Here is a 26,357-nt window from a genome sequence, read left to right on the forward strand (position 1 = left end):
GATGAAATATCAAAGGGGGAAATATCAATGGCCAAGCAAAGAAAGTTGAAATTTGGCGCACTTATTCATGGAGTCGGGGGGAATATAGCAGGCTGGAGGCACCCTGAGGTTCAAACTGATGCAAGTGTTAGTCTTGACTTTTATAAGGAACAGGCTCTGAAGGCTGAAGAAGGGAAGTTCGATTTAGTATTCATTGCCGATGGCTTATATATAAATGAAAAGTCGATTCCTCATTTTTTAAATCGTTTTGAGCCACTGACCATTTTATCTGCCCTTGCCGCTGTCACTTCACACATCGGGCTTATTGGGACAGTTTCTACTTCGTATAGTGAGCCATTTACAATAGCTCGGCAATTCGCTTCGCTGGATCAAATTAGCGGTGGTCGTGCAGGGTGGAATGTTGTCACGACACCTCTTGAAAGTACTGCATTAAACTTTAACAAAACAATTGAAGAACATCCGAATCATCCTAAACGATATCGAATCGCTTCCGAATATTTACAGGTTGTAAAAGGGCTATGGGATTCCTGGGAAGATGATGCATTTGTTAGAGATAAAGAATCGGGCGTATTTTTTGATCCAACAAAATTGCATCCATTAAACCATAAAGGAGAGTTTTTCTCTGTTCAGGGACCACTTAATATTGGTCGGTCCAAACAAGGTCATCCTATTATTTTCCAAGCTGGTTCTTCCGAAGCAGGAATAAATTTGGCTGCTAAAGAAGCGGATGCTATTTTCACAGGACAGCCTACCTTGGAAGAAGCTCAAAAATTTTATCAAGATGTGAAAAGTAGGGCTAAAGCATTAGGGAGAAATCCAGATGATCTAGTGATATTACCAGGTTTTTCACCAATTATTGGGGCAACAGAGGAAGAGGCCGAACTAAAATATCAAGAAATTGCTAACCTTGTATCGATAGATAAGGCCCTTGACTATTTAGGACGCTACTTCGATCATCATGATTTCTCCCAATATGAATTAGATGCACCGTTCCCTGAACTCGGTGAGGTAGGAAAAAACAGTTTCAAAAGCACCACGGATCGAATTAAGGTGGAAGCAAAGAAAGAAGGGCTAACACTTCGACAATTTGCATTAAGAGAAGCGACACCACGGACGCCTTTCATTGGAACTCCAGAGAAAGTGGCAGACCAGATTCAGCAATGGTTCGAAGAGAAGGGAGCTGATGGATTTAACCTAGCAGCAGGGGTACCAAATGCTTTGAATGATTTCGTCGACCATGTTGTACCTATTCTTCAGAAACGAGGGATTTATCGGACCGAATATGAAGCAGACACATTACGTGGTAACCTAGGGCTTCCAATCCCGAAAAATCGTTATGCGGTAGAACCGATTCAACAATAATGCTAGGATAGATTTTTGAATTGGGTTCTTAATAGTGAAATATAAAAGCTAATTGGTTCAGTTTTATAAAAAGAAAAATCATTTTATTCATTTGAGGAGGAAAAGTAGATGAGCAAAAGTTTATCAGTTGTTGTCTGGTCAAAACAAGGATGCCACTATTGTGGAGTAGTAAAAAATTTTTTAGAGGATAAAGGCATTTCTTATCAAACGGTGGACGTAACAAACCATGATGATTATCGAGATATTTTGGATGTGAAATATGGGGTTCGTCACGTACCTGTCGTGGAAATTGGGCAGGGTGAAGTATATCAAGGTGTAACAGAGGTTGGAATTGAACATCTGGAAAAAGCGCTTGCCGAAGTTCAAAATCAAAAAAGCACGATTTAATCCCGACTATATAAATATTAATAGTTTGATATTAACTTGAGATTTTTTATCATGACAATTTTCCAACCTATTTTCCGTACTAAAGGATGCCGAATCGTATCGTAGGAATTTAGGTTATGGGTGTGGGAAATTGTCATTACTTTTTTGGTTAGAATTATTTTAGTAGCTCTAGATTTGGAGGCAGAAGATTAATGAAATTTGTTTTATTTACTCTCATGAGTAATCTACCTAACGGGGTTACAGGAGAATCATTGACTGAACAACAACTTTTTCAAAAGGTCCTTGACCAGGCCGTTTTCGCTGAAAAATGGGGTTTTGACGGCTATGGTGTGGGAGAAAGACACGGAGAACCTTTTCTGTCATCTTCTCCTGCAGTGTTACTTGGGGCCATTGCCACAAAAACATCAAAAATTCGGTTGTTGACTACAGTTACAGTGCTTAGCATTCTTGATCCAGTGCGTGTTGCAGAGGACTATGCTACGCTGGATCATCTTTCAAGCGGAAGATTAGAGATGATAATCGGTAAAGGAAACGACCCACGGCACTACTCACTTTTTGGTATTACAGAGGAAGAACAGTGGGAATCCCTTGCGGAGCGATACAATCTACTTAAACGCCTATGGAGTGAAAAGAATGTGAATTGGACAGGGAAATATCGAACACCATTAGAAAATGTTACTACCCAGCCGAGACCGTTTCAACAACAGATTCCGATATGGCATGGAAGTGCATCAAGTAAGCTTTCTACGGAGCTGGCTGCAAAAAATGGAGAACCGATTTTCTCATCTAATACCTTCCATCCAATGTTGAAGTATAAAGAATTAATTGAACATTACCGTGAGCGTTTGGCTTTTTACGGTTATGATCCTGAAAAAGCAGTTGTTGGATCAGGGGCGAGAGGCTTGTATTTAGCTAATACATCAGAGGAAGCTATCAAAGGATACCGTCCTTACTATGATGCTTATAATCACACAGAACCAGCGAAGTATAATCAGTCCCCATTTAATGATCTGGAAGACAATATTAAGAATGGTCCGGCTTTAGTGGGAACACCTGATCAAGTGATTGAGAAGCTATTAAAATATCACAAGGCATATGGGCATCAAGTTCAAAGTATTAGTGTAGAGGGACTAGGTGAAGCAGAACAACTTGAACAGCTCGATAGATTTGCTACTGAAGTAATACCGGTCCTTCGTCGAGAAATTCCAAGTACAATCTGGGAAAACAAACAGTCAACATTTGCTTAAAAGACTAAAGACTGAGTCATTGATTTATGGACCTTTTTTACAATCAATAAAATATTTCTATCAATTTTAAAAAAATTCCTATCAGGAAAAGTATTGTCATCGTCTTGGATTAAGTGATAGGATAATTTTCAATTAAATCAATAAAGTTGATTACTCTTATCTGCGAAGTAAGAAAAGAAGGAAGGGGAGAAAATAGAATGTCCAAACAGGGAGTCAATCAATTGTCCAATCAAATAGTCGTGTCGGAACTTCTGGAAGAAGATAAAGAAATAGCTCGTCGTGTATTAATTGACAGCTATCAACAGTATGAACATGACTATTCAGATCCTCAAGTTTGGCAGGAATATTTAGAAAATATTACTGTTTCAATCGATAATCCACAGGTTGAAAAAATATTGGTCGCGAAGAGCGGCCAGGATGTTCTTGGCACATTGCAGCTATTTCTGTCATCGGAACAGGCATATGCGAAACCAGAGCTTGAAATCTTCTCACCAATTGTCCGATTGTTAGGCGTTCATCCTAAAGCAAGAGGGCTTGGAGTTGCACAAGAGTTATTAAAAGCTAGTATTAACTACGCAAAGGAACAAGAAGCGAATAGTTTGTATTTGCATTCGAGTGATAAAATGCACAAAGCTATTAAACTGTATGAATGGCTCGGTTTTAAACGGGATCGAACAAAGGAATTTCAAAATCATGATATTTTAGTAAAATGCTTTCGATTCGATTTATAGAAGGAAGTGACTAAAGACTGTATGAATCAAACGAAATTAGAATCGCGCCTTATTACGATTAGGCGCCATTTACACCAGTATCCGGAAGTTTCAAAAGAAGAATTTGAAACAACAAAGTCGATTCAGAAATGGCTACAAGAGGAAGGGATTGATATTCGGAGCACCAGCTTGCCAACGGGTGTTTTTGCCGACATCGAAGGGGAAAAGCCAGGGCCGACAGTGGCCATTCGAGCAGATATTGATGCACTGCCGATTGAAGAACAAACAGGGCTACCTTATGCTTCAAAAATCAAAGGCATCATGCACGCATGCGGTCATGATTTTCATACAGCTGCAGCGCTTGGGGCGGCTTATCTTTTGAAAGAGTCTCAAGCTGAATTGAGTGGTACTGTGCGTTTAATTTTTCAACCAGCAGAGGAATCGGGTGGCGGTGCCGAAAAAGTGATAAAAGATGGCCAACTTCAAGAAGTCGAAGCGATCATCGGGCTGCATAATAAGCCCGATTTACCAGTTGGGACAATTGGATTGAAGGAAGGCCCCTTAATGGCGGCGGCAGACCGCTTTGTCATCAAATTACGTGGCAAAGGGAGTCATGGTGCGCTTCCTCAAACTGGAAAGGACCCGATTATTGCTGCAACACAACTGATTACAGCCTTGCAGACCATCGTTAGCCGAACAATTTCACCCTTGCAAAGTGCTGTTGTAAGTGTAACGAAAATAGTAGGTGGAAATACATGGAATGTCATTCCAGAAGACGTCATATTGGAGGGCACGGTTCGAACGTTTGACCCCTCCTTGCGGGAAGAGGTCAAACAAAAGATGAACCATTTAGTGAAACATATAGCCCTTGCCTTTTCCCAAGAATCAACTTTTACATGGTATCCTGGTCCACCTCCACTCTTGAATGATGCAAACATAACAGAAATTGCCCGTCAATCTGCAGAACGGCATTCATTAAAGGTAGTTGATCCCGAACCATCGATGGCGGGTGAAGATTTCGCAAGTTATTTGCAATATATTCCTGGCTCATTTGCTTTTTTTGGCACAAGCGGGAGTCAAGACTGGCATCATCCAGCGTTCACGATTGATGAAACAGCTATTATAAAAGCAGCCTATTTTTTATATGAGAGTGCCAAGAGTTTATTAATGAGGAATAGCGGTAGTTTGCTAGTTAAATAGAGATTTGCAAATGCATTTCATCGATCTCTTCTTGGGGCTAAAAAGAAGAGAAGGTTTTTTATCATTAAATCATAGTAAACGTATTTGAATTATCAATTTTATACCGAATAGGAGATTGGGAAAAGTGAAAAAATTGAAATGGTTGTCCCTTACATTTGTATTGTTGTTATCTGTGGTATTAGGTGCTTGCGGAAAAGAAGAGCAAGCGTCTTCGAAAGGGGCAGAGAATAAAAATAAACAGGTTACCTTGAAAATTAGTGCATCTTCTACACCACATGCTGAAATATTAGAGCATATTGCTCCTGATTTGGAAAAACAAGGCGTGAAGTTAGATATCGTCATCACTCAAGATGGAATTCAAACGAATCAATCAACAGCTGACAAAGAATTAGATGCAAACTTTTTTCAACATACACCCTATTTAGAGCAAGTAAATAAGGATAGTGGTTTAGATTTGGTAAAGGTAGTTGGAGTTCATATCGAGCCATTCGGAGTGTATTCGAAAAAAATTAACTCTATTAAAGAATTATCAAATGGTGCGAAAGTTGCATTACCTAAGGATCCAGTAAACTTTTCCCGTGGATTATTATTGTTTGCAGATAATGGTCTTATCAAGTTAGACCGTTCAAAAAAGGGGAATTACACATTAGAGGACATTACCGAAAATGATAAAAAAATAGAGTTTATTCCAGTAGATGGCCCAGTATTAGTACGTTCATTAGATGATGTGGAAGCCTCGGCGATTAATACAAACTATGCGTTAGAAGGCGGTTTTAAACCATTGAAAGATGCGATAATTATTGAAGGAAGTAATTCACCGTATGTCAATATTCTAGTGTCTCGGCCAGATAATAAGGATGATGAAGCCATTCAAAAGCTTGCAAAAGCGTTAACATCTGAAAAAGTAAAACAATTTATTGAGGAAAAATATGAAGGTGCTGTTGTGCCAGCATTTTAACCATTATGAAAGTTAGGAGGGGTTGCTTTGATTGAATTCCGTCATGTTTCAAAAGTGTTTGATAATGGAGAGAAAAAGATTGAGGCGTTAATAGATATTGATTTAACGGTTGAAAAAGGAGATATTTTTGGCGTCATTGGTTTTAGTGGTGCTGGAAAAAGCACACTCATCCGAACGGTAAATTTACTAGAATCTCCAACTTCAGGAGAGGTGGTCATCGAAGGAAGAAATTTAGCAGACTTATCGGAAAAAGAATTAAGAGAAGCTAAGAAAAATATCGGAATGATTTTTCAGCATTTTAATTTACTGAATTCTAAAACGGTTTTTGATAATGTGGCGATGCCACTCTTATTAAGTAAAAAAAAGAAAAAAGAGATCGAAGACCGAGTTTATGAGATTCTTCGCTTTGTTGGGTTAGAGGACAAAGCGAAGAATTACCCTGATCAGCTATCGGGGGGACAAAAACAACGAGTAGGAATTGCTCGGGCGCTGGCGACAAACCCTTCGATTTTATTATGTGATGAAGCGACATCGGCATTAGATCCTCAAACAACAAAATCGATTCTTGACCTGTTAAAAAGGATTAATGAAGAATATAAAATTACGATTCTTATCATCACCCATGAGATGGAAGTGATTAAGGAAATATGTAATCGTGTTGCAGTCATGGAAGATGGTCGTGTGATTGAAGCAGGAAGTGTGTTTGACATTTTTGCTTCTCCACGAACGCTAACGACCCGCAATTTCGTCCGATCTGTTGTTCGCGATGAAGTTCCAGCTAGCGTGTATCGACTGTTAAAAGAAAATAAGGATGACAGTCGAATTGTCAAAATTGATTTTCTTGGATCAAGCTCAGGTCAACCTGTTGTTTCAAAAACGGCCAAGAATTTCAATGTCGATATTAATGTTTTGTTCGGAAACATTACCGAACTCCAGGGCATTCCGTTTGGCAATTTAATTGTTGAATTTATTGGTAATGAGGACGAAATGGAAAGAGCGATTCAATTTATTGAAAAACAAAACGTCAAGGTAACGGAGGTGACTGAAGTTGGAAGTAAGTACAGAACTTATTCTAAACGCCTTGTGGGAAACGCTCTACATGGTTAGTACTTCTCTCTTTTTTGGGGGGCTCCTTGGTGTTTTTTTAGGAATTTTACTAGTGGTTACAAGGAAGGGACATGTGTTGGAGAATAAATGGATTTTTTCAATTGTTAACCCAATCGTTAATATCTTTCGATCAATCCCTTTTATTATTTTACTAGTAGCCATCATTCCCTTTACAAGGATAATTGTAGGTACCTCGATTGGTACGTCGGCAGCAATTGTGCCGCTTGTGCTTCATGTAGGACCATATATCTCCAGACTTGTCGAAAATTCATTGCTAGAAGTAGATGAAGGGATTATTGAAGCAGCTAAGGCAATGGGAGCAACACCATTACAGATTATTTTTAAATTTTTAATTCCTGAGGCCTTCGCATCATTAATTCTAAGTATAACAACTGCAACAATCGGTTTAATTGGTGCAACAGCTATGGCAGGAGCAATTGGTGGTGGAGGATTAGGAGATGTAGCGATTACCTATGGTTATCAGCGCTTTAGCACCATCACGATTTTTGCCACAGTGATTATTCTCGTTGTTATCGTACAAGGGGTTCAAAGTTTGGGGAATATTTTGGAGAGAAAAATCAGAAGAGTTTGAAAGTTATAAAGAAAGGTGATTTAAACAAAATGAAGAAAACAATTTTATTAATTTTTCTTGTCCTTGGAATAATTTTAACAGGATGCTCAAGCAAGTCTACAAGCGATGCAGTAAATAAAGAATCTGAGCAGGAGAAAGTGAAGGTTGGGGTTAGAGGCTCAGAGCTTCGAACATGGGAATATTTAAAGGAGAAAGCAAAAGATGAAGGGATCGAGATAGAAATTGTTAATTTTTCATCTGCTGTTGATCCAGATCAAGCTTTAGTAGCCGGTGATATTGATATTAACGCTTTTCAACATGTTGCTTACTTAGACTTATTTAATAAAAATAACAAGACAAATATTGTACCAATTGGGACGACAATTATTGCGCCGCTTGGCTTGTATTCAAAAAAATATAATTCTCTAGATGATATACCAAATGGTGCCCAAATTGCTGTACCTAATGACCCGTCGAATTGGGGACGCGCACTCGTATTGTTGCAAGAAGCGGGATTGTTAAAGGTTGTAGATGGGTTCGATGGAAATGGTGGGGTGGATAAAATTAAAGACAATCCAAAGAAAATTGAAATTGTTCCAGTTGATGCGGCGACAACACCTCGTGTCATGGAAGATACTGCGGGTTCTATCATTAATAATGGTGTAGCAGTCGAGGCTGGGCTGTCCCTTAAAGATGCAATCATTCATGAAAGTAAAACAGCAAAGCCTTACATTAATGTCATTGCAGCAAAAAAAGAAGACAAAAATAATCCAACGTTTAAAAAAATCGTCAAACTATATCAATCTGAAGATACTGCAAAATTTATTGAAAAAACCTATAACGGAAACTATATTCCAACCTTTATTACTCTAGATGAGTTAAGCACATACAAGGAAACATACTCTAAAAAATAAGGAGAGAGGAAAATGAGCCAAAAAAGACAGATTAAGCTTGCGGCTTATTTAATTGGGACAGGGATGCATGTAGCTTCGTGGCGTCATCCGAATGCTAATCCAAATGCAAGTATTGATGTAAAGGCTTTTCAAAAATTGGCGCAAATTGCTGAAAAAGGGAAATTTGATGTGGCGTTTGTGGCCGATAGTTTGGCAATTAATCATGAGTCACATCCGCAAATTTTGAATCGCTTTGACCCAACGGTGTTAATTACAGCAATCGCCGCCGTTACGGAAAAAATTGGTGTTGGTGCAACAGCGTCGACTACTTACAGCGAACCATATGTCCTTGCTCGTCAATTTGCTTCTGTTGATCATATTAGTAATGGTCGGGCAGCTTGGAATCTTGTTACTACATCAGATGCAACGGGTGAAACGGCATTGAATTTTACTCGAAATGCGCATTGGGAACATGACCAGCGTTATGAGCGCGCGGAAGAGTTTGTAGATGTTGTACAAGGATTATGGGATTCATGGGAAGATGATGCCTTCTTGTATAACAAAGAAACAGGTGGATTTTATGATAAAGATAAACTCCATGAGATTCATTATAATGGGAAGTATTTTTCCGTAAAGGGTCCATTAAATATTGCACGCTCAAAGCAAGGACAGCCCGTTATTGTTCAAGCAGGCGCATCTGAACCAGGACAACGGCTCGCATCTCGGGTTGCTGAAGTGGTGTTCGTTCATTGGGATAATATCGAAGAAGCGAAAAGTTATTATAAAAAGTTAAAATCACAATTGAAGGATTTTGGAAGAGGCGAAGATGAGCTCCACATTCTTCATGGTATTTCACCAATCGTTGGGGAAACGGAAGAAATTGCCTTACAGAAATACCAAACTCTCCAAAATCTGATTGATCCATATGAGAGCTTAAAATTTGTATCGGGTTATATGGGAAACGTTGATTTCTCTAAATATGATTTAGATACTCCAGCAAGAGAAGTTGAATTTCCGGTAGTGAATAGCATTCAAAGTCATTTTAATGAAATGAAGAAAATTATCGATGAAGAAGACTTAAAAGTCGGTGATTTATATAATCGTTTCTTTGGGCCAGGGAGACGTGACGCATTTGTTGGGACACCAACGCAAGTAGCGGATGAAATAGAGAAATGGTTTGTCGAAAGAGCTGCTGACGGCTTTATGCTTCAGTTCCCTCTGTATCCTAATGATCTAGAGGATTTTGTCAAGCTAGTCGTGCCGATTTTACAGGAGCGAGGATTATTCCGGTTGGATTATGAAGGTGACACACTTCGTGATCATCTTGGGTTAAAGAAGCCTGAAAATCGCTTTACCCGTGATAAATTAACGACTCATGGTAAATAAAGGTAGGGTTGATGGGAATATCAAAAAAATGTGATTCGCAGGAACGTTGTTAAAATGATTGAATTAGCGATGAAAATTGTCGGTGGTCGTATAGTTTTAAATTATTAAGCATTCCTTTGTAATGAGGAATGCTTTTTTATCTTTTTAAAAATGAAAGGGATATTTATATAACGATAATAATATAATAAAAGACAATAATGATTTATTGATAAACGATAAAATATATATTATAATCAATTTGACAATAAATAAGTGAGGTGCTTTTTATGAAACGAGGGTCAACACTATTTTTAAGGATGGCTGTTTTTCTTATTGGAACTCCTGTGCTTGCTTTGGGTATATATGGGCTATTTTGGTTAGCTAAGAATCCAGCAAATCCAGATTATGCCCATATACTGTACCCCATTGTAATCGGTATGTGTTTATCAGTGTTTCCGTTTTTTGTTGCATTGTATCAGGCTTTTAAACTTTTAGGCTATATTGACAATAATCAAGCATTCTCTGAATTGTCTGTAAAGGCTCTAAAGAATATCAAATTCTGTGCCATGACAATCAGTGGTTTGTATGTGGTAATTGAGCCATTTGTTTTTCTCGTAGCAGATCTAGATGATGCACCAGGTCTAGTCATAGTCGGAATGGTCCCTATCTTTGCTTCAATGGTAATCGCAGTATTCGCTGCGGTCCTTCAGAGACTTTTAAAAGAAGCGATTGATATAAAATCGGAAAATGACTTAATAGTCTGAGGTGATAACAATGGCAATTATAATTAATATTGATGTGATGCTGGCTAAAAGGAAAATGAGCGTAACAGAACTCTCGGAGAGGGTTGGAATAACAATGGCTAACCTTTCTATATTGAAAAATGGAAAGGCAAAAGCAATAAGGTTTTCAACTTTAGAGGCAATTTGTAAGGCTTTAGAATGTCAACCCGGAGATATTTTAGAATACCGAAGTGATGAAGATACCCAAGATTAAACAGCGGAATATAAAACAATGAAAGGAAAAGAAAGATTTCTTTTTCCGATTTTTCATAAAAGGGGAATTACTCATGATTTGTAACTTCATCAAAAATTTAATAAACCACCGAATAGTTGAGGAAATTTGGTAAAGACTAACAGTCGATGAATAAAGTAAAACAAGGTGGAGAGTAATGAATTATCAAGATGGATTAAAACAAATTGATAAAGCTACAAAATTAATTAGTGACGCAAATCATTTAACTTTTGAAGCAGTTATGAACGCTTTTTTATTTACTTGGCAATGGTGGTTAGCATTAGCAATGATTGTTGTTCCTTGGGCTATTTGGGGGGTATTCCGCAACCGTGAAAGCTCAGCTCGAATATTATCCGCGGGTTTATTGGTAATGGTATTATCAGAAATCCTTGATACATTCGGCGTTAGTTTTGGCAAATGGGCATACCCCGTGAAAGTTGTACCTCTAGCAACCTTAAACTTTTCGTATCGACTTTCAGTTTTACCTGTGTTTCTAATGCTGTTATTGCAATTTAAACCAACAAATAATTCATTTGTAAAAGCAGTTTTTTTCGGTGGATTAGGTGCATATGTGAGAATGCCATTATTGGCAATGATAGATTTATACAAGAAAATTGATTGGGCTTTTACTTATTCTTTTTTAATTTTAACCCTATTCTATTTAACTGCACACTGGTTTATTCAGTTGAATACATTTGAAAAAATCAATTAGTTTCAAAACAAGGGCGAACGCTAATTATGGTGGTCGCCTTTTTTAATGATTGAATAACGACTTAGCTGCTACTGATGGAATTTAGATGCAAAATCAGTCGTTATATTTTATAATGATTGAGAAAATCTATGGTATATAAAGGAGGCAAACAAATGGCAATTCATTTTCTTTTGCCTAATTCTTCAGCCACTCATGCAAAGCCTGTTATTGGAACGGCGATACTTTGCATGGGGTCTAACCTACACTAAATCGCCATTTCTTATACTTGGCTTTGCACCTTATTTTATTAAAAATTAATAAGGGGCTGGCTAAAATGAAATATGTGAAAGCGAGTGCAGTTTTACCAAAAAAACTGATATTGGAAATTCAAAAATATGTCCAAGGAGAGACCATCTATATCCCAAATTCCGAATCCACCCGAAAAAAATGGGGAACCTTGTCCGGCGGTAGGAGATAAATAGACAACCGGAATTCCTCCATAAAAAGGGCGTATTCACAGGGAAGGACTATTACTGACTTGGCAGATGAATACTTTTTCTCCATTGAAACTATTAAAAAAATTGTGTATTCAAAGCACTGATTCCTCAGTGCTTTTTGTGTGTAGATTGATTAGAATTATTTTCTACCTATAATAATTGGATCATACCGTTTAAAGTAATAGGGTATGGATAGGAGGAATAAAAGAGGAGCCATTTATCATCCTTCCGACAGAATATCCCTCCCTAAAGGAATGTGAAGGGCGAAGCCCAATGAGTAGGGTATGGATGAATGTCGGTTGGCGATAGCCAAAACTTTCTTCCTTGTGTTATAATAAGAACAAATGTTCCTGTGTGTCGAGGTGGAATATATGCTAGTAAACAAGGCTTACAAGTTCCGCATCTACCCAAATAAAAAACAAATTGAACAGATAAACAAAACCATTGGCTGTTCAAGATTTGTTTTCAATTTCTTTCTTGGTAAACAAAAAGAAAAAAATGCTTACTGGTATATCGTCGAAGAAATGAGACAAAACGGTCAACTCACAGCGAATAACTGGAAAGGCAAATTCTTAAACAAATTTGAAACAGTGAAATCGCTTCCTGAACTGAAGAAACAGTACTCATTTTTGAAAGAAGTCGATAGTATTGCTTTGCAAAAATCAGTAGAAAATTTAGCTGATTCCTATGATCGCTACTACAAAAAGCAAAATAAACAACCACGCTTTAAGTCAAAAAAGAATCCAGTGCAATCTTATACAACAAAGTATACAAACGGAAATATAGCTATCATAGACAACCGCATCAAACTCCCCAAACTAGGGTACGTCCGTTTTGCAAAAAGTCGTGAAGTCGAAGGTCGTATTATAAGTGCCACGATCGGAAGAAACCTCTCTGGTAAATATTTTGTTTCTGTAGCTACTGAATCGGAAGTTATGGCATTACTTAAAACCAATTCAGCAATTGGTATTGATGTAGGACTGAAAGATTTCGCTATTCTTTCGGATGGAACGATTTACCCTAATCCGAAGTTTTTTCGTTCATTAGAAGAAAAATTAGTCCATGCGCAAAGAGTTATGAGCAGACGAAAGATAGGTGGCGCGAACTGGTATAAAGCCAAAAGAAAAGTCGCATGTATTCATGAAAAAATTGTAAATGCAAGAAAAGATTATTTGGACAAGATTTCTTCCAAGATTGTCAAAAACCACGACATTATTGGGATGGAAGACTTGTCCGTATCGAACATGTTAAAGAACCACCATCTTGCTAAAGCAATCAGCGAAGTATCTTGGTCACAATTCAAATGTATGATCGAATATAAAGCTAAATGGAGCAGCAGACAAGTGGTAACCGTTTCAAAAAACTTCGCTAGTAGTCAGCTTTGTTCTGGTTGTGGCTACAAAAACAAAGACGTTAAAAATCTCGGATTACGTGAATGGGAATGCCCTAAATGTCATACCTATCATAATCGAGATATTAACGCAGGAATCAATCTTAAAAACGAAGCCCTAAGACTTCTAACCGCAGGGACTGCGGGGATCGCCTAATCAATAACTGGTGGATACACTGGTGTTCTTAGGAATCCCCTTCTTCAAACAACCCGTAAGGGTGTTAAGGAGGGGTAGTTCAATAGATCTGACCAGTTCCAATTCATTAAAAAACAAACGCAAATTCTCATAAATGGACATTCTAGCGTAAATGACAGGAATGTTCTCAACGCTCTAAAATCATTGGCAAGTGATAAAGTGTCCAATCTATTTTTCGATATTAACGCTGAACAAAAAAGGTTAGTGGAACCCATCATCGAGGTGGTGGACAGCGTGAAGGCGGAAGAATATTTGGTCAAATTAAAGCCTTATGTTATCCCTTTTAAACAAGTAACAGAGCAGACAGTGAAAAAACTTTTTCCGAAAGCCAAGAAGTTGAGGTTACCATCTTTAGATGAAATAGATCCCAAAGAATTGACGTATCTCGGCTGGAACGATAAGGGTACCAATAAAAAGTATATTATTGCACTTTGCCAAAATCATTTCATTGGGCTACATGGAACTTTTACCCTTGCAAGCAAAAAGGGATTTTGTACTCTTTGCAACAGTCATGGGGAAGTGGGCCTATTTATGTCAGAAACAAAAGGCGTTGCCCAGGGAACTTTCATTCGAAGAGGAAACTATATTTGCCAAGATAGCCAGAAATGCAATGAAAACTTGATATCGTTGGAGAAGCTAGAGAATTTTATTGAGGTTTTAAAGGCTAAAAGCAATCTGTAACTCTAGCAGTGTACAATGATTTATGTTCACTCTGATTTTAAAGCGATTTTATTGAATATAATATACTAATTAGTATGTTCAGATGATTAAGTGTAATATGACAATAAATGAGATGATTCAAATTTGTGTAAATTTAATTCTTACTTGACAGATGAGAATTATATAGTTTAAAATTAATTAAAATATTTAGAATTATTTTCCGTGCTGACTAGATCTCTAGAGGCTCTCTATTCAAGATGAATGCATCTTGAATAGAGAGCCTTTTATTATTTAGGCTGTGTTAAAGCATGGTAAACAGAGCCGTTATTTAAAAAGGAAGTTGGGATCAATTCAGAATCCGTTTTTTGGAAATCAATAATGATAAATCTAAAAATAGGAGTGATTCAGGTGGGCGATATTCTTCGGAAAGCAGTAGAAGATAGACGTAAAAAATTAATAGAGAAATTAATTGCTTTTAATGTGTATAAGAAAGAAGATAAGCATCTTTTTGAGTTATCTTTAACAGAACTTGAAAATGAATATAGAGGATTTCAATTATATAGTCATCCTCATGGTGATTTTGGATCAATCCAATTTTATTAGCAATAAATCAAAATAGTGGTCCTTGGCATAGTTACATAAAAAAACCATTTAATTGATGTTTTTCATTATAATAAAGATTTTTCTTAACCATGAAGAATAGAGACGGGTCCAAAAAACCTGTCCTTACAATAGAAATATCGTATTTTAATGGGGCAAAGGGACAAACACAAAGGAGATCGATATCATGAAGACCCAAAATGAAAATTTGGTAGGGATAATAAGAAAAACAAATAAACAGTTCGAAACAAGTAAATATCTTAATTTGCCAGATCTACAGTTTTTTAATTGGTGCAATCGAAAATATGGGGTCAATAGAGGTGTTTATAATACGATTGATCAATGGTTTTATGAGTATGGGATTGTCGAAATTCAATACCGTAGAATTCAGATTTTGGCATTCTTAGAATTTAATAAAGATGAACGGCTAGTGGAAGATCAACATAAATTTATCCGATTTGGTCATGGAGGCCTTACAAAAAGGCTGAATGAATTTATTAATGAAAGTGAACAAAGCAGAAATGTAATAAAACTGGAGATAAGATAAAAAAATATAATCCTTTCATTTTTTTTAAGTATAAATACAACTATTTAGGTAGGAATAGTTTGTGATTAAATATCAGAACATTCTTAAAGGGGGGATTGGTGTGAAGTCAATGTTAATTATTGGCGGAGATCATCTCGGTAAAATTACCCAAAGGCTAGAAGGAGAAGGGTTTAACGAAGTGACCCATTTAAATTGCCGAAAAAAAAGATGATACGAAAAGGAAAAGGAATACCAGGGAAATTTGATTTAATTTTAGTGTTAACAGATTTTATCAGCCACAGCGATTCAGGAGCTATTAAACGAAAGGCGCAGGATCAAGGGATTCCCATCTGTTTTTCCAAAAGGTCATGGTGTTCTATCTATCAGGAAATTAGCGGTAAGTTAAATAGATGATAACGAAAAACAATCAAACTAAAAATGACTAACAAAATGTATGTTAAATTGTTAGTCATTTTTTATTGTTTTATCAAGTTTTTCACATAGTAAATCCTCTAATTTGAAATAGAAAATGCACAGCGATTTGCTAGTGAACAATTACTGGTGTACACCTACATTTTGCACAATGGTGATTGGAGTGGAAGGCGCGAAGACTCCTGCGGGAGCAGCGGGACAGGCGAGACCCCGCAGGCGCTTTAGCGCCGAGGAGGCTCACCGCCCGACCCGCGGAAAGCGAAGCGTCTGGAACGGAAATCACCATCCTAGTTTTTACAGAGACTTTTTATAAAAAAGCATTATTGGAAGAATGTAAATAAACACAAACTTTATTGCGGCCCGTTCTTTTTGCTTGATACAATGCTTTATCAGCATCGTCGATTAATAGTGCAGGATCCTTTGTCGTTTCATCAAAACAAGCCAAACCAATAGAAATAGTAATATTAATTTTTTTACATGAGCTCAGTATGAATAAGTGGCTTTCAACATTCCTTCTTATCAACTCGCCAATTTCTACCGCTCGTTTCATCGGACAGTCTAAAAGAATGACAGAAAATTCTTCACCACCGTTCCTACTGACAATGTCAAAGGACCTTGCGGAATTTTTTAAAATGTCACCTAGTTCTTTTAATACAAGGTCTCCTTCTTTATGTCCATAAGTATCATTTACTTTTTTAAAAAAATTTTCTATAGTTATTTAGTCCTGTAAGTCCATCTGTTAAGGACTCAGATTTAAATCGATTAAATAGCTCTTGGCTACTTCGCAAGTATTCCAAAATGTAAAAAGCGATAAACCCACCTAAATAAGAAATAACCAAGAAAACAGGTATTAATAATATTAGTATAGTAACATCTTTTATTACGTATGAATAAAAAACAGAATAAATGAGGTTTGAAATTGTTAGTATAACTAATACTTTTATTTTTTTTGATAATTCCTTTTTTGAAAAGTAAAGAGAAACAATTAAATTGAAACGATGAGGATAGCAGCTAGATACGAAGAAGAATTTATTCCAATTAAAAAACGACCAAAAATCACCAATACCATTGAAACCAATGCTGGCACAGCACCACCATATAATGAAAGCAATATGATTGGGATATGTCTAAGATCAATGATGGTATTACCTAAATGAATACTATATAACATGAGAATGTTGCTTAATATTCCTCCAAGGGCACCTAATAGTAATCTTTAGGTAGTGGAGATGTCTTTTCTAGTGGAGAAGAATTCGTTAATTGGGTGTAAAGGAAAAGTAATGAAGTCATTATACCTAAATTTGAAAGAAGTTCTTTAAATATCATATACATCACCAATATAAAAATATCATATTATCTGATAATTTACAAATAATTTTTGACAAAGTTCGACATTGCTTTTCCAGAAAAGAGAGTGACCGAAGAGAGAAAAAACGCAACGATTAACAGAAAAGGGAAGTTGTGGCCACCTGAAGTAGAAATTAGTATAAGAAAGTGCGGATTCATTAAATGTTATGTTACGATAAAATAAGAGATGTTATTAATCAAGGACGGGGGTTTACCATATGTACAGCTTTAAAAACGATTACAGTGAAGGCGCACATCCAAGAATCCTAAATGCTTTAATTGAATCTAACTTTGTGCAGGAGGAGGGCTATGGAGAAGATCGTTATTCCCAAAAAGCGATTGCACTGTTAAAGGAAAGAATGGACTGCACAGACGTCGATATTCATTTTTTAACAGGAGGAACACAAACCAATTTAACCGCTATTTCAGCTTTTCTAAGACCACATGAAGCCGCTATCGCAGCTAGTACAGGGCATATTCTCGGACATGAGACAGGTGCAATCGAAGCGACAGGACATAAAATCATTTCAATAGATACTGAAGATGGCAAACTTAGCCCTTCGCACTTGGAAGCTGCACTCGATGCTCATCCAGATGAACACATGGTTAAGCCTAAGTTAGTTTACATATCTAATTCCACCGAAATAGGTTCTATTTATAAAAAGAAAGAACTGGAGCAGTTAAGTCGTTTCTGCCGTGAGCATAATCTTGTATTATTTATGGATGGTGCAAGACTCGGGTCAGCTCTTTGCTCTGCAGAAAATGACCTCGAGTTGATCGATCTGCCTGCACTTGTAGATGCTTTTTATATTGGCGGAACTAAGAATGGTGCACTAATCGGTGAGGCTTTAGTCATTTGCCGTGATTACCTTAAAAAGGATTTTCGCTACCATATAAAGCAAAAAGGTGGGCTCCTTGCAAAAGGAAGACTATTGGGAGTACAGTTTCTTGAACTTTTTCGGGATAATTTGTTCTTTGATTCTGCCACCCATGCGAATAATATGGCTGACTTGCTGAGGGATGAAATAAGCAAAGCCAATATTAAGTTCCTGAACCATTCTCCATCGAACCAAATATTTCCGATTCTACCCAATTCACTTATAACCGAGCTCCAAAATAAGTATTCATTTCATATTTGGGAAAAGGTCGATTCGGATCATTCTGCCATTCGGCTAGTAACTTCTTGGGCTACAAAAGAGGGTGAGGTACTCGCATTTATAGAGGACATAAAGGCATTAAAAAAGTAGTGTCTAATCAAATATTAGGAATCGAAGGATTTTTAATAATATTGAATTTTGGAAAACTATATTAATATTCTGTATAATTGAGCGGAGGCATAATAGTAGGATACTATGATAATAGTACGAAATCCTTAAATTGTATCACAGTATTATTTAGAACGATTTTTGAGGGGATGAATATGTCCAAGAAATTAGTTTATATTAAATTGATGCATACAATCATCTGGGTTTTTTACGTATTAATCATTTCCTACATAGTATTTGCAGGTCTTTATAACCAAATAAATTTATATACGTGGCTTGCAATTGGCTCAGTCATTTTTGAAGGAATAATTTTGATCATTTTTAAAGGGAAATGCCCATTAACGATTTTGGGGTATAAATACACAGAAAATCAAGAGGTTGGATTTGATATCTATTTGCCAAGATGGTTAGCAAAAAACAACAAATTGATATTTGGTACGATATACGTGACTGGGTTACTCCTAGTAATTTATAGATTGTTAAATTAAGGGAAGTCCTTTGGGCTTCCCTTAATAATCTTTATACTATCAGGAGTCTAACACATCGAAAATAATCACTTTGACTTTAATAACTTTAAACTAGACTTGCTTTTTTGTGAAAAAGGCAAAAATAATAGATTATTATCTATTTTTATAGGAAAATAGGATTACTACTATAAAAAAGCTTTAGTGCAAAAGCTCTGATTTTGACAAAATTTAGTAGACTTGTGATTGTCATCATCTGAAGAAAAGAACAAAAAGAATAGCTCCTCCGATTATTGGTAGCTATTTTGATGAGAGGGGTTTCTAACTTAATATGCTTTTAAGTATCACGATGCTGTTTTTAGGGTTACTGTTAGGATTTATTGGAGCCGGGGGCTCTGGGTTTATCATTGCAATTTTAGTGACCGTTTTTCACATTCCAATCCATGAGGCGCTTGGCACTGCTGTACCAGTTATGTTTATTAACGTAATAACTGGAAGCATGAGTCATTTTCGCGAAGGGAATATATATGTAAAGCAAGGGCTTTTGGTTGGGTTATTCGGGGGAATTGGCGCTTATTTTGGCATGCGTTTAACAACACTTATTAATCCAAATGTGTTAATGCTATTTACCGTTTTCGCACTGGCGTCATCTGGAGTTCTCATTTGGTTAAAAACAAGGATGAAACTCCAAAAGGAAGAAGTGAAGAAGGAGCCTGTCTTTTTAAGTTACGTTGGGATAGGTCTTGGAAATGGATTGATTTCGGGCACTTTTGGAATTGGCGCTGCACCATTTATTCAGTTATCCTTGTTAAAATGGCTTCATTTTCCAATGAGGATTGCAGCAGGAACCACCATGCTGGTCCTATTGCCGGTTGCATTTTTTGCGTCCATTGGGTCCATTCAAAATGGATACTTTGATCTTATGCTGTTTTTTCAAGTAGCGATTAGCACAATGTTTGGGACGTACGTTGGAGCAAAATTAACGAGTAAACTCCCTCAAGTATTCTTGCGCTATGGAATTGTCGTAACACCAATCGTAAGCGCGACTTTACTGTTAATGAATTTTTTATGAGGAAAGCAGTATTATTTTCATTACCGATATACAAACTAGATAATCGAAAGATAAGTTGCTATTATATTAGTTGAAAATGCCTATCATGAGTGAATGTAAACTTTTGCTCATCGTTAGCTTATTGGTTTTGAATTACATTTTAGGATGAGGGAATATAATGTCAACAAAAACGAGAGAGTCAAAAAAAATAGCTAGGTATTCATTAATTATCATGGGGATAGGTTTTATTGCAACCATCCCATTTCAAGGTTCATTTTGGGTAAATTTATTACAGGGTGGGTTTGAGGCAGGGCTAGTAGGTGGACTTGCTGATTGGTTTGCGGTTACCGCACTTTTTCGCCATCCATTAGGATTACCAATCCCTCATACTTCTCTACTAGCAAATAACCGAAAAAGAATGACAAATGGGCTTGTTTCGACCATAAAAAATGATTGGCTTTCTAAGGAAAGTATTCAGGGGAAAGTAAAACAAGTTCATTTTTCAGATAAGCTAGTGACAAGGATAGAACAAGAGATACATACTGAACCGTTTAGAAACGGTCTGATAAAGATGATAAAAGAAATAATTTGTAATATCGATGTTGAAAAAATTTCTCCATTTGTAAAAAAACAAATTACTTCTGCTCTTTCAAAAATTGATATGAGTAAATTTCTCCAACTACTAAGTACACAATTACTTAAAGAACAATTTGATCAAAGGGTTTTGGATCATATTTTGAAAAAAGCTGAGACCTGGCTTAAACAAGAACAAACAAGTCAACGCTTAGGTACAGTTTCCATGAATTTACTCAACAAAATTGAATTAGATGGGATCCTTCAATTTGCCCTTAATTCCATTAAAAATATACTCAGTGAGGAAAAACTTGGAAATATAGTGAAAAAACTATTATTAAGCGGCATCCATAGTTTGCAGGATAGTAATGATCAGAACAGAGCAGCTTTAATCTTATATATTCGAAAAGAAATACAAGGCATTAATGAAAACTCGGAGCTATTAGAGGGTATTGAAAAATGGAAAAATCAACTTCTGGAGAACTGGGAGCCTGATGAAACCATTACAAACATGCTGATACACATTCAAAAGAATGTATTAGAACTAATTGAAACTCAAAGTTTTATGGATATCTATCTAATTCCCTTAATTAATCATACCTTAGGCAAAATAAAAGAAAGAAATACTAATATTGATAACTGGATTCAAAACCAAATCGTTAACCTTATTGAAAATAACCATTCACAGATAGGCAATCTCGTTCAGGAGAATTTAGATAAGCTGGACGATGAAACCTTGATTGATATGATGGAAAATAACATTGGTAAAGATTTGCAGTGGATCCGTGTGAACGGAGCAGTTTGTGGTTTTATTATTGGAATTATCCTAACAGGAATCCAAGTAGTAGCTAGCCTCATGCAATTTTCTTTGTAGGTCAATAAAAATGAAGCCATTCTCACAGGAAGAGAATGGCTTCTTTGCTTTCGATTTTGAAGTGCAAAATTACAATTAGTGACTGAAATCGAATTAGAATTTGCAGCTGAATAAAAAAACTAATTAACACAATAGACGATACTGAAAAAAATCTGAACTTTTGCTTCATTTTTATTACATTATTCAACATTTGACCCCGTTATTTGAATAAAAGTCATCTTAATGTGGATGTATTCTCGAATATGGGGAAATTCACTCATCTTTTGCGGTGTTCTAATCGACTTTTCGAGATATATGCTCGACTTTTCGAGATATATGCTCAACTTTTCAGGATATATGCTCGACTTTTCGATATATATGCTCAACTTTTCAGGATGTATGCTCGACTTTCAGGATATATGCTCGACTTTCAGAATGTATGCTCGACTTTCAGAATATATGCTATCTTTATTAACATAAATATCCATTAATCAGGTGCAAATTCCTATGCTATATACCCTTAGACCCCGTCAAGTCAAAAAAAGTAGTAGTCCAATTTATATAAATTGGGCTACTACTTGGTTTATTATTTACAGTTTTGTACTCGAAAACCTGACACGTGACAGGCTCGAAGTTATTTTTTATTAACTTGGCGTCCGCTTTTTTTCTGACTTTGTGAACTAGTGTTTCCAATTTGAAAATCATTACCTAATTCAACATCGTTTCTTTTATCCTGTTTCTCAATTTGCTCTCTGGTTTGATCCTTATTTTGTCTGCCTTGATTGGACATTCTTTCCCATCTCACTTTCAAATATTATCGTTTTTATTATGCTCAAGTATTTAGAAAAAAATTATAGGGTGATCAAATAATATGTTGTTTTTAAAACATAAAAATGAACAAAAAGTGTCTGAATAGTGATTTATTTAATAGGAATTACCCTCTGTCAGAATTATATTTAAAGTAATAATATCCGAAAAGGCAAACTAGTCGAAAGATTCTCGCGTAAAGCTCCGGGTCTAAGTCGTAAAATAACCATCCAGATGAATGTCCCAAAGAAAGGACAAAAAAGATGAATACTACTAACTTGAAAAGAAAACTATTTATCTTGATCTATTTTGTCACCTTTAGCATATTTCTTTATTATTGGAAGGGGCATCCTATCGTATCTTTGATAGGAACATGTGTATTTTCGAGTATAGCCTACGCGATTAGCACAACTTGGCTGATATCCTCTTTCAGGAAAATTACCGGCAAACAAAGGTATATTTGGTTATGGTTAGGATTATGTGGATTTTGTCTTTTAGTTGCACAACTTTACTGGACAATTTACCAAATCACATTTCAAACGATTCCATATGGGAATTTGGGTGATTTGATTAGATTAATAGGGTATGTCATGAACTTAATTGCCCTTTTTTATGTCATGAAGGTGATGAAAGATACCATTCCAATGATTGCATTCTTATTTCATGTCGTTATTTTAATGATTGTTGGCTTTAGCATCTGTTGGTCTTTTATTATTCACCCGATTTTAAATTATCCGCGAGAACTTTCTGTTTTATCATCCTCAATCTCGACAGGGTATATCCTATTAGACGCCAGTTTATTTTTTGCTATCATTTGTTTATTGTATAGTTCCTTCAATCCCGCAGTTAGAAAAGTATTCTATATGATTTCCTTACCGCTATTAATCCAAATAATGGCGGATGCCTTCTATAATTATCAATCCTATTATGAAAAATATACGAATGGAAACTACGTTAATCTATTATGGCCAATGGCGCAATTGTTAATGGGATTATCAGCACTTTTATCACGGGAATTCCAATGGATACAAAGGGAGTCTCGTATGAAAATAGGTTCACCGGAGAATAAAGGGTTTTACATCACCTATATCAGTTCTGGTCTATTTCTCATTGTTTCCCTGGTCTATCATCAAGGAAAGTTAGATGTGCTCCAAATTGGAATTTATTTGATTATGTTACTTTTGCTATTCAAACAAGTTTTCAGCACGATTGAGAATAGGAGAATGATTGAAAAATTATACAGGCTGGCAGGCTCAGAATCAACTAATCAAACAGGCACAGGTTCTACTAAAAGAGGAAATTACATACAAGGTTTATTTTTAAAAATTGAGGAATTAGTTCATTTTGACGCACTAACAAAGCTGGCGAATAATAGCTTATTTCATAAACGAGTTCAACTAGAAATAGACTTAATGCAGCATAGGGAAGGGAAGTTCTCAATTCTGTTTATCGATATGGATCGTTTCAAAAATATTAATGATCGCTTGGGGCATCATGGAGGTAATTTGTTATTACAACAAATTGCCGATCGATTTTGTTCGACTCTGGGCGGGAAAGCGATGATTTCAAGGATGTCTGGAGATGAATTTACCATCCTCTTACCAGATACTAATCAACAAAAATCGATTTTGGTTGCTGAAAAAATCATTCATGAATTCTCAAAGCCCTTTTTCATAAAAGGAAATGAAGTATATTCAACCGCAAGCATAGGTATTAGCATCTATCCTGATCATGGCAATGATGTTGATGTATTGATGAAGAATGCCGACACCGCCATGTATTTAGCAAAAGAGGAGGGGAAAAATCAATTTAAGATCTTTAGCGTAACGCTACAACAAAAACAGACAAGAAGAATAGAGTTAGAATCACAATTAAGAAGGGCGATTCAACAAGAACAATTTTTGCTGTATTATCAGCCATTGGTGGAATTGGGTTCTGGTGGTGTCGTTGGAACGGAAGCTCTTATTCGCTGGAATCATCCTGAATTAGGAATGATATCGCCGCTTGAATTCATTCCTTTAGCTGAAGATACAGGATTAATTGAGCCTATTGGTACCTGGGTGATGAAAACAGCTTGTCAACAAATGAAAGAATGGCAGGAAGCTGGTTTAACGAATATCTTTATTTCTGTTAATGTATCAGCAAAACAATTTAAGGATCCGCTGTTTACCAGTAAGGTGGTGGGAATCCTCAGTGAAACGGGGTTAGACCCTCATTTGTTAAAAATTGAACTAACGGAAAGTGTGCTTCAAGATATTGAAATCATGATCCCAATTTTAATGAGGCTGAAGGATTTGGGAGTGAAAATAGCGATTGATGATTTTGGAACTGGGTATTCATCTCTAGCTTACTTAAAGCATTTGCCAATTGATTGTTTAAAGATAGATAAGGCATTTATTGATGAATTGATCGATAACCCAGAGGGTCCTTTAGTTAAAACGATCATGAGCATGGGAAAAAACCTACAATATGAGGTCATAGCTGAAGGAATTGAAACGAAGGAACAAGTAAAATTTTTAAAAGAAATAGACTGTGTTTTAGGGCAAGGGTATTATTACAGCCGACCTTTGTCAGCTACCGAGTTTGAATCCTATGTCAACGAGTCATATTTAACTGCGGCGGTGTCCTAATTGGCTAGGGAACGAGAAAAATTTTAAAAGTAAAAATAATAAAGGTTGAAGTTTAGTGAAGAATCAGATAAAATAAAACAAATGAAAAGTCTATGTGTAACTGGCGAAACGCGGATAACCGTGAGGGAGCACATAGTGACGTAGCCGTTCGCCTGGGCAGAGGTAAGGGATTTAATATCCTTTACCTCTTTCTGCTTATTAAGGGGGGAAGGAAGTAAAAGTTGATATATCCAATAAAAAATATTAGAATATTAAAAATAACAAACGATTTGAAATTAAGTAAAAACAAAAAGGGGATAACAATAAAATGAGCGCAATAACTATAGACAAGGTAAAAACAATCAAAACATTAAACAGTATTGCTGAGAATGGGTTAAATGTTTTCAATAAAGATACCTATACGATTGATAATAATAGTGAAAATCCTGATGCGATTGTTGTTCGCAGCTATAACATGCATGAAATGGAGTTTGGAAGTAATCTAAAAGCAATCGCACGTGCTGGTGCCGGTGTCAATAATATTCCTGTTGAAAGATGTACGGAAGAAGGAATTGTTGTTTTTAATACGCCTGGTGCAAATGCTAATGCTGTAAAGGAAATGATTCTTACTGTATTAATTGCTTCATCACGTAACCTTTTTGATGGTGTAGCATGGACAAAGACATTAGTGGGCGAAGGTGCAGAGGTTCCTAAGCTTGTAGAAGCAGGAAAGAAACAATTTGTAGGAAAAGAAATTAAGGGGAAAACTCTTGGTATAATAGGTTTAGGAGCGATTGGTGCTCTTGTTGCAAATGATGCCCTTGATTTAGATATGGATGTAATTGGTTTTGATCCGTTCATCTCTGTAGATACTGCCTGGAATTTAGCACGCAATGTACAACGTGCGATGACGATTGAACAATTGTTTGCAAACTCCGATTATATCACAGTACATGTTCCGCTAACTGATGACACAAAGGGAATGTTTAATCAAGAAACATTCAGCATCATGAAGCCAGACGTTCATATTTTAAATTTTTCACGAGGCGAGCTAGTGAATGAAGCAGATATGGAAGCTGCACTCGAAAGTGGAAAAGTTGGTAAGTATATTACAGACTTCCCGAATGAAAATGTATTGAAAATGAAAAATACCATCCCAGTTCCACATCTTGGTGCCTCTACTGCTGAATCAGAAGAAAACTGTGCCATTATGGCTGCTCGTCAAGTGCAGGAGTTTCTAAATACAGGAAATATCAAAAACTCAGTGAATTTTCCAAACGCTAACCTTCCTTATACAGGACAACTACGAGTGGCAGCTTTCCACAAAAACGTTCCAAACATGGTGGGTCAGATCACATCTGTTATTTCAAGCTATAATTTGAACATTGCTGACATGATTAACAGAAGCCGCGGTGGATATGCTTACACAATGGTTCACATTGAAGATAAAGCAAACGGTGATATCATCCCTGGTTTAGAGGAAAAAATCAGCCAAATAACAGGCGTTGTTACAGCTCGTATTATTTAAACAAAGCAGGAATAAATATCTTAGACATATATATTTAAAAAGGAGTCCAATCCA

General features: G+C 36.4%; 26 protein-coding genes, 2 pseudogenes and 1 riboswitch. Of the genes and pseudogenes, 25 read left to right on the plus strand and 3 right to left on the minus strand.

The features are described from left to right. Positions 1-27: 27 nt before the first annotated feature. The 19 genes and pseudogenes from B1NLA3E_RS09245 to B1NLA3E_RS25985 all read left to right on the plus strand — a co-directional run bounded on the left by B1NLA3E_RS09245 (position 28) and on the right by B1NLA3E_RS25985 (position 15,788). Entirely contained in the window at positions 28-1,362 is a 1,335-nt protein-coding gene (locus tag B1NLA3E_RS09245) for an LLM class flavin-dependent oxidoreductase (protein WP_015593580.1), read from the plus strand. Positions 1,363-1,470: 108 nt separating this feature from the next. After that, the gene (locus B1NLA3E_RS09250) at positions 1,471-1,749 is read left to right on the plus strand and encodes a glutaredoxin family protein (protein ID WP_015593581.1); all 279 of its coding nucleotides are present in this window, start codon (positions 1,471-1,473) and stop codon (positions 1,747-1,749) included. Positions 1,750-1,940: 191 nt separating this feature from the next. Continuing rightward, a complete protein-coding gene (locus B1NLA3E_RS09255; RefSeq protein ID WP_015593582.1) occupies positions 1,941-2,996 on the plus strand; it encodes an LLM class flavin-dependent oxidoreductase in 1,056 nt (351 codons plus the stop codon). A gap of 197 nt (positions 2,997-3,193) precedes the next feature. Then, complete coding sequence (locus B1NLA3E_RS09260; protein WP_015593583.1) at positions 3,194-3,727, plus strand: GNAT family N-acetyltransferase; 534 nt, start codon at positions 3,194-3,196, stop codon at positions 3,725-3,727. A 21-nt stretch (positions 3,728-3,748) separates the two neighbouring features. Further along, a complete protein-coding gene (locus B1NLA3E_RS09265; protein WP_015593584.1) occupies positions 3,749-4,906 on the plus strand; it encodes an amidohydrolase in 1,158 nt (385 codons plus the stop codon). Positions 4,907-5,030: 124 nt separating this feature from the next. Then, positions 5,031-5,864 (plus strand): MetQ/NlpA family ABC transporter substrate-binding protein, encoded by an 834-nt coding sequence (locus B1NLA3E_RS09270; RefSeq protein ID WP_015593585.1) that lies wholly within the window; start codon positions 5,031-5,033, stop codon positions 5,862-5,864. A gap of 27 nt (positions 5,865-5,891) precedes the next feature. Beyond that, on the plus strand, positions 5,892-6,971 hold the full coding sequence (locus B1NLA3E_RS09275; protein ID WP_015593586.1) for a methionine ABC transporter ATP-binding protein: 1,080 nt from the start codon (positions 5,892-5,894) through the stop codon (positions 6,969-6,971). Then, complete coding sequence (locus B1NLA3E_RS09280; protein WP_015593587.1) at positions 6,964-7,563, plus strand: methionine ABC transporter permease; 600 nt, start codon at positions 6,964-6,966, stop codon at positions 7,561-7,563. The genes B1NLA3E_RS09275 and B1NLA3E_RS09280 overlap by 8 nt, the downstream gene beginning before the upstream one ends. A 29-nt stretch (positions 7,564-7,592) precedes the next feature. After that, positions 7,593-8,456 carry a MetQ/NlpA family ABC transporter substrate-binding protein gene (locus tag B1NLA3E_RS09285; RefSeq protein ID WP_041580996.1) on the plus strand — a complete coding sequence of 288 codons (864 nt, stop codon included), beginning with the start codon at positions 7,593-7,595 and terminating at the stop codon, positions 8,454-8,456. A gap of 12 nt (positions 8,457-8,468) precedes the next feature. Next, positions 8,469-9,821: an LLM class flavin-dependent oxidoreductase gene (locus B1NLA3E_RS09290; protein WP_015593589.1), complete on the plus strand. Its 1,353-nt coding sequence runs from the start codon at positions 8,469-8,471 to the stop codon at positions 9,819-9,821. A 266-nt stretch (positions 9,822-10,087) separates the two neighbouring features. Then, positions 10,088-10,564, plus strand: a complete 477-nt coding sequence (locus B1NLA3E_RS09295; protein WP_041580418.1) for a DUF2975 domain-containing protein — start codon at positions 10,088-10,090, stop codon at positions 10,562-10,564. 10 nt (positions 10,565-10,574) lie between these two features. Next, entirely contained in the window at positions 10,575-10,796 is a 222-nt protein-coding gene (locus tag B1NLA3E_RS09300) for a helix-turn-helix domain-containing protein (protein ID WP_015593591.1), read from the plus strand. Between the two features lie 175 nt (positions 10,797-10,971). Then, the gene (locus B1NLA3E_RS09305; RefSeq protein WP_015593592.1) at positions 10,972-11,526 is read left to right on the plus strand and encodes a CBO0543 family protein; all 555 of its coding nucleotides are present in this window, start codon (positions 10,972-10,974) and stop codon (positions 11,524-11,526) included. Between the two features lie 313 nt (positions 11,527-11,839). Then, positions 11,840-12,106 (plus strand): annotated as a pseudogene (locus B1NLA3E_RS25580) (CD3324 family protein). Positions 12,107-12,373: 267 nt separating this feature from the next. Beyond that, positions 12,374-13,549: an IS200/IS605 family element RNA-guided endonuclease TnpB gene (tnpB, locus tag B1NLA3E_RS09315; protein WP_015593593.1), complete on the plus strand. Its 1,176-nt coding sequence runs from the start codon at positions 12,374-12,376 to the stop codon at positions 13,547-13,549. A 78-nt stretch (positions 13,550-13,627) separates the two neighbouring features. After that, a pseudogene (locus tag B1NLA3E_RS09320) lies at positions 13,628-14,269 on the plus strand (elongation factor G-binding protein); the annotation flags it as partial. Positions 14,270-14,656: 387 nt separating this feature from the next. Then, positions 14,657-14,851: a Fur-regulated basic protein FbpA gene (locus tag B1NLA3E_RS09325; protein WP_041580419.1), complete on the plus strand. Its 195-nt coding sequence runs from the start codon at positions 14,657-14,659 to the stop codon at positions 14,849-14,851. A gap of 184 nt (positions 14,852-15,035) precedes the next feature. After that, positions 15,036-15,395: a hypothetical protein gene (locus tag B1NLA3E_RS09330; protein WP_015593596.1), complete on the plus strand. Its 360-nt coding sequence runs from the start codon at positions 15,036-15,038 to the stop codon at positions 15,393-15,395. Between the two features lie 207 nt (positions 15,396-15,602). Further along, positions 15,603-15,788: a DUF2325 domain-containing protein gene (locus B1NLA3E_RS25985; RefSeq protein WP_236619653.1), complete on the plus strand. Its 186-nt coding sequence runs from the start codon at positions 15,603-15,605 to the stop codon at positions 15,786-15,788. Between the two features lie 325 nt (positions 15,789-16,113). On the opposite strand, the gene B1NLA3E_RS25590 is transcribed toward B1NLA3E_RS25985, so the two are convergent. Both B1NLA3E_RS25590 and B1NLA3E_RS25595 read right to left on the minus strand, forming a co-directional pair. Next, entirely contained in the window at positions 16,114-16,524 is a 411-nt protein-coding gene (locus B1NLA3E_RS25590; RefSeq protein WP_328285175.1) for a GGDEF domain-containing protein, read from the minus strand. 267 nt (positions 16,525-16,791) lie between these two features. Continuing rightward, positions 16,792-16,977: a LytS/YhcK type 5TM receptor domain-containing protein gene (locus B1NLA3E_RS25595; protein WP_041580420.1), complete on the minus strand. Its 186-nt coding sequence runs from the start codon at positions 16,975-16,977 to the stop codon at positions 16,792-16,794. Between the two features lie 394 nt (positions 16,978-17,371). Here B1NLA3E_RS25595 and B1NLA3E_RS09350 point away from each other — a divergent pair, with 394 nt between their 5' ends. From B1NLA3E_RS09350 to B1NLA3E_RS09365, 4 genes are all read left to right on the plus strand, one after another. Continuing rightward, positions 17,372-18,400 carry a threonine aldolase family protein gene (locus B1NLA3E_RS09350; protein ID WP_015593597.1) on the plus strand — a complete coding sequence of 343 codons (1,029 nt, stop codon included), beginning with the start codon at positions 17,372-17,374 and terminating at the stop codon, positions 18,398-18,400. Between the two features lie 173 nt (positions 18,401-18,573). Further along, entirely contained in the window at positions 18,574-18,906 is a 333-nt protein-coding gene (locus B1NLA3E_RS09355) for a hypothetical protein (protein ID WP_144061448.1), read from the plus strand. Between the two features lie 307 nt (positions 18,907-19,213). Next, positions 19,214-19,954, plus strand: coding sequence for a sulfite exporter TauE/SafE family protein (locus tag B1NLA3E_RS09360; RefSeq protein ID WP_015593599.1), 741 nt, complete (start codon positions 19,214-19,216; stop codon positions 19,952-19,954). A 157-nt stretch (positions 19,955-20,111) separates the two neighbouring features. After that, positions 20,112-21,380: a DUF445 domain-containing protein gene (locus B1NLA3E_RS09365; protein ID WP_015593600.1), complete on the plus strand. Its 1,269-nt coding sequence runs from the start codon at positions 20,112-20,114 to the stop codon at positions 21,378-21,380. 613 nt (positions 21,381-21,993) lie between these two features. On the opposite strand, the gene B1NLA3E_RS25245 is transcribed toward B1NLA3E_RS09365, so the two are convergent. After that, positions 21,994-22,149, minus strand: coding sequence for a hypothetical protein (locus B1NLA3E_RS25245; RefSeq protein WP_015593601.1), 156 nt, complete (start codon positions 22,147-22,149; stop codon positions 21,994-21,996). A gap of 280 nt (positions 22,150-22,429) precedes the next feature. Between B1NLA3E_RS25245 and B1NLA3E_RS23260 the strand changes: the two genes are divergently transcribed. Continuing rightward, complete coding sequence (locus tag B1NLA3E_RS23260) at positions 22,430-24,796, plus strand: EAL domain-containing protein (protein WP_015593602.1); 2,367 nt, start codon at positions 22,430-22,432, stop codon at positions 24,794-24,796. Positions 24,797-24,882: 86 nt separating this feature from the next. Beyond that, a riboswitch (ZMP/ZTP riboswitch) is annotated at positions 24,883-24,961 on the plus strand. A gap of 142 nt (positions 24,962-25,103) precedes the next feature. Next, positions 25,104-26,303, plus strand: a complete 1,200-nt coding sequence (locus B1NLA3E_RS09375) for a phosphoglycerate dehydrogenase (protein ID WP_015593603.1) — start codon at positions 25,104-25,106, stop codon at positions 26,301-26,303. The last annotated feature ends 54 nt before the right edge of the window (positions 26,304-26,357 follow it).

Origin of the sequence: Bacillus sp. 1NLA3E, from assembly GCF_000242895.2 — a bacterium.
Classification (GTDB): Bacteria; Bacillota; Bacilli; order Bacillales; family Cytobacillaceae; genus Bacillus_BU.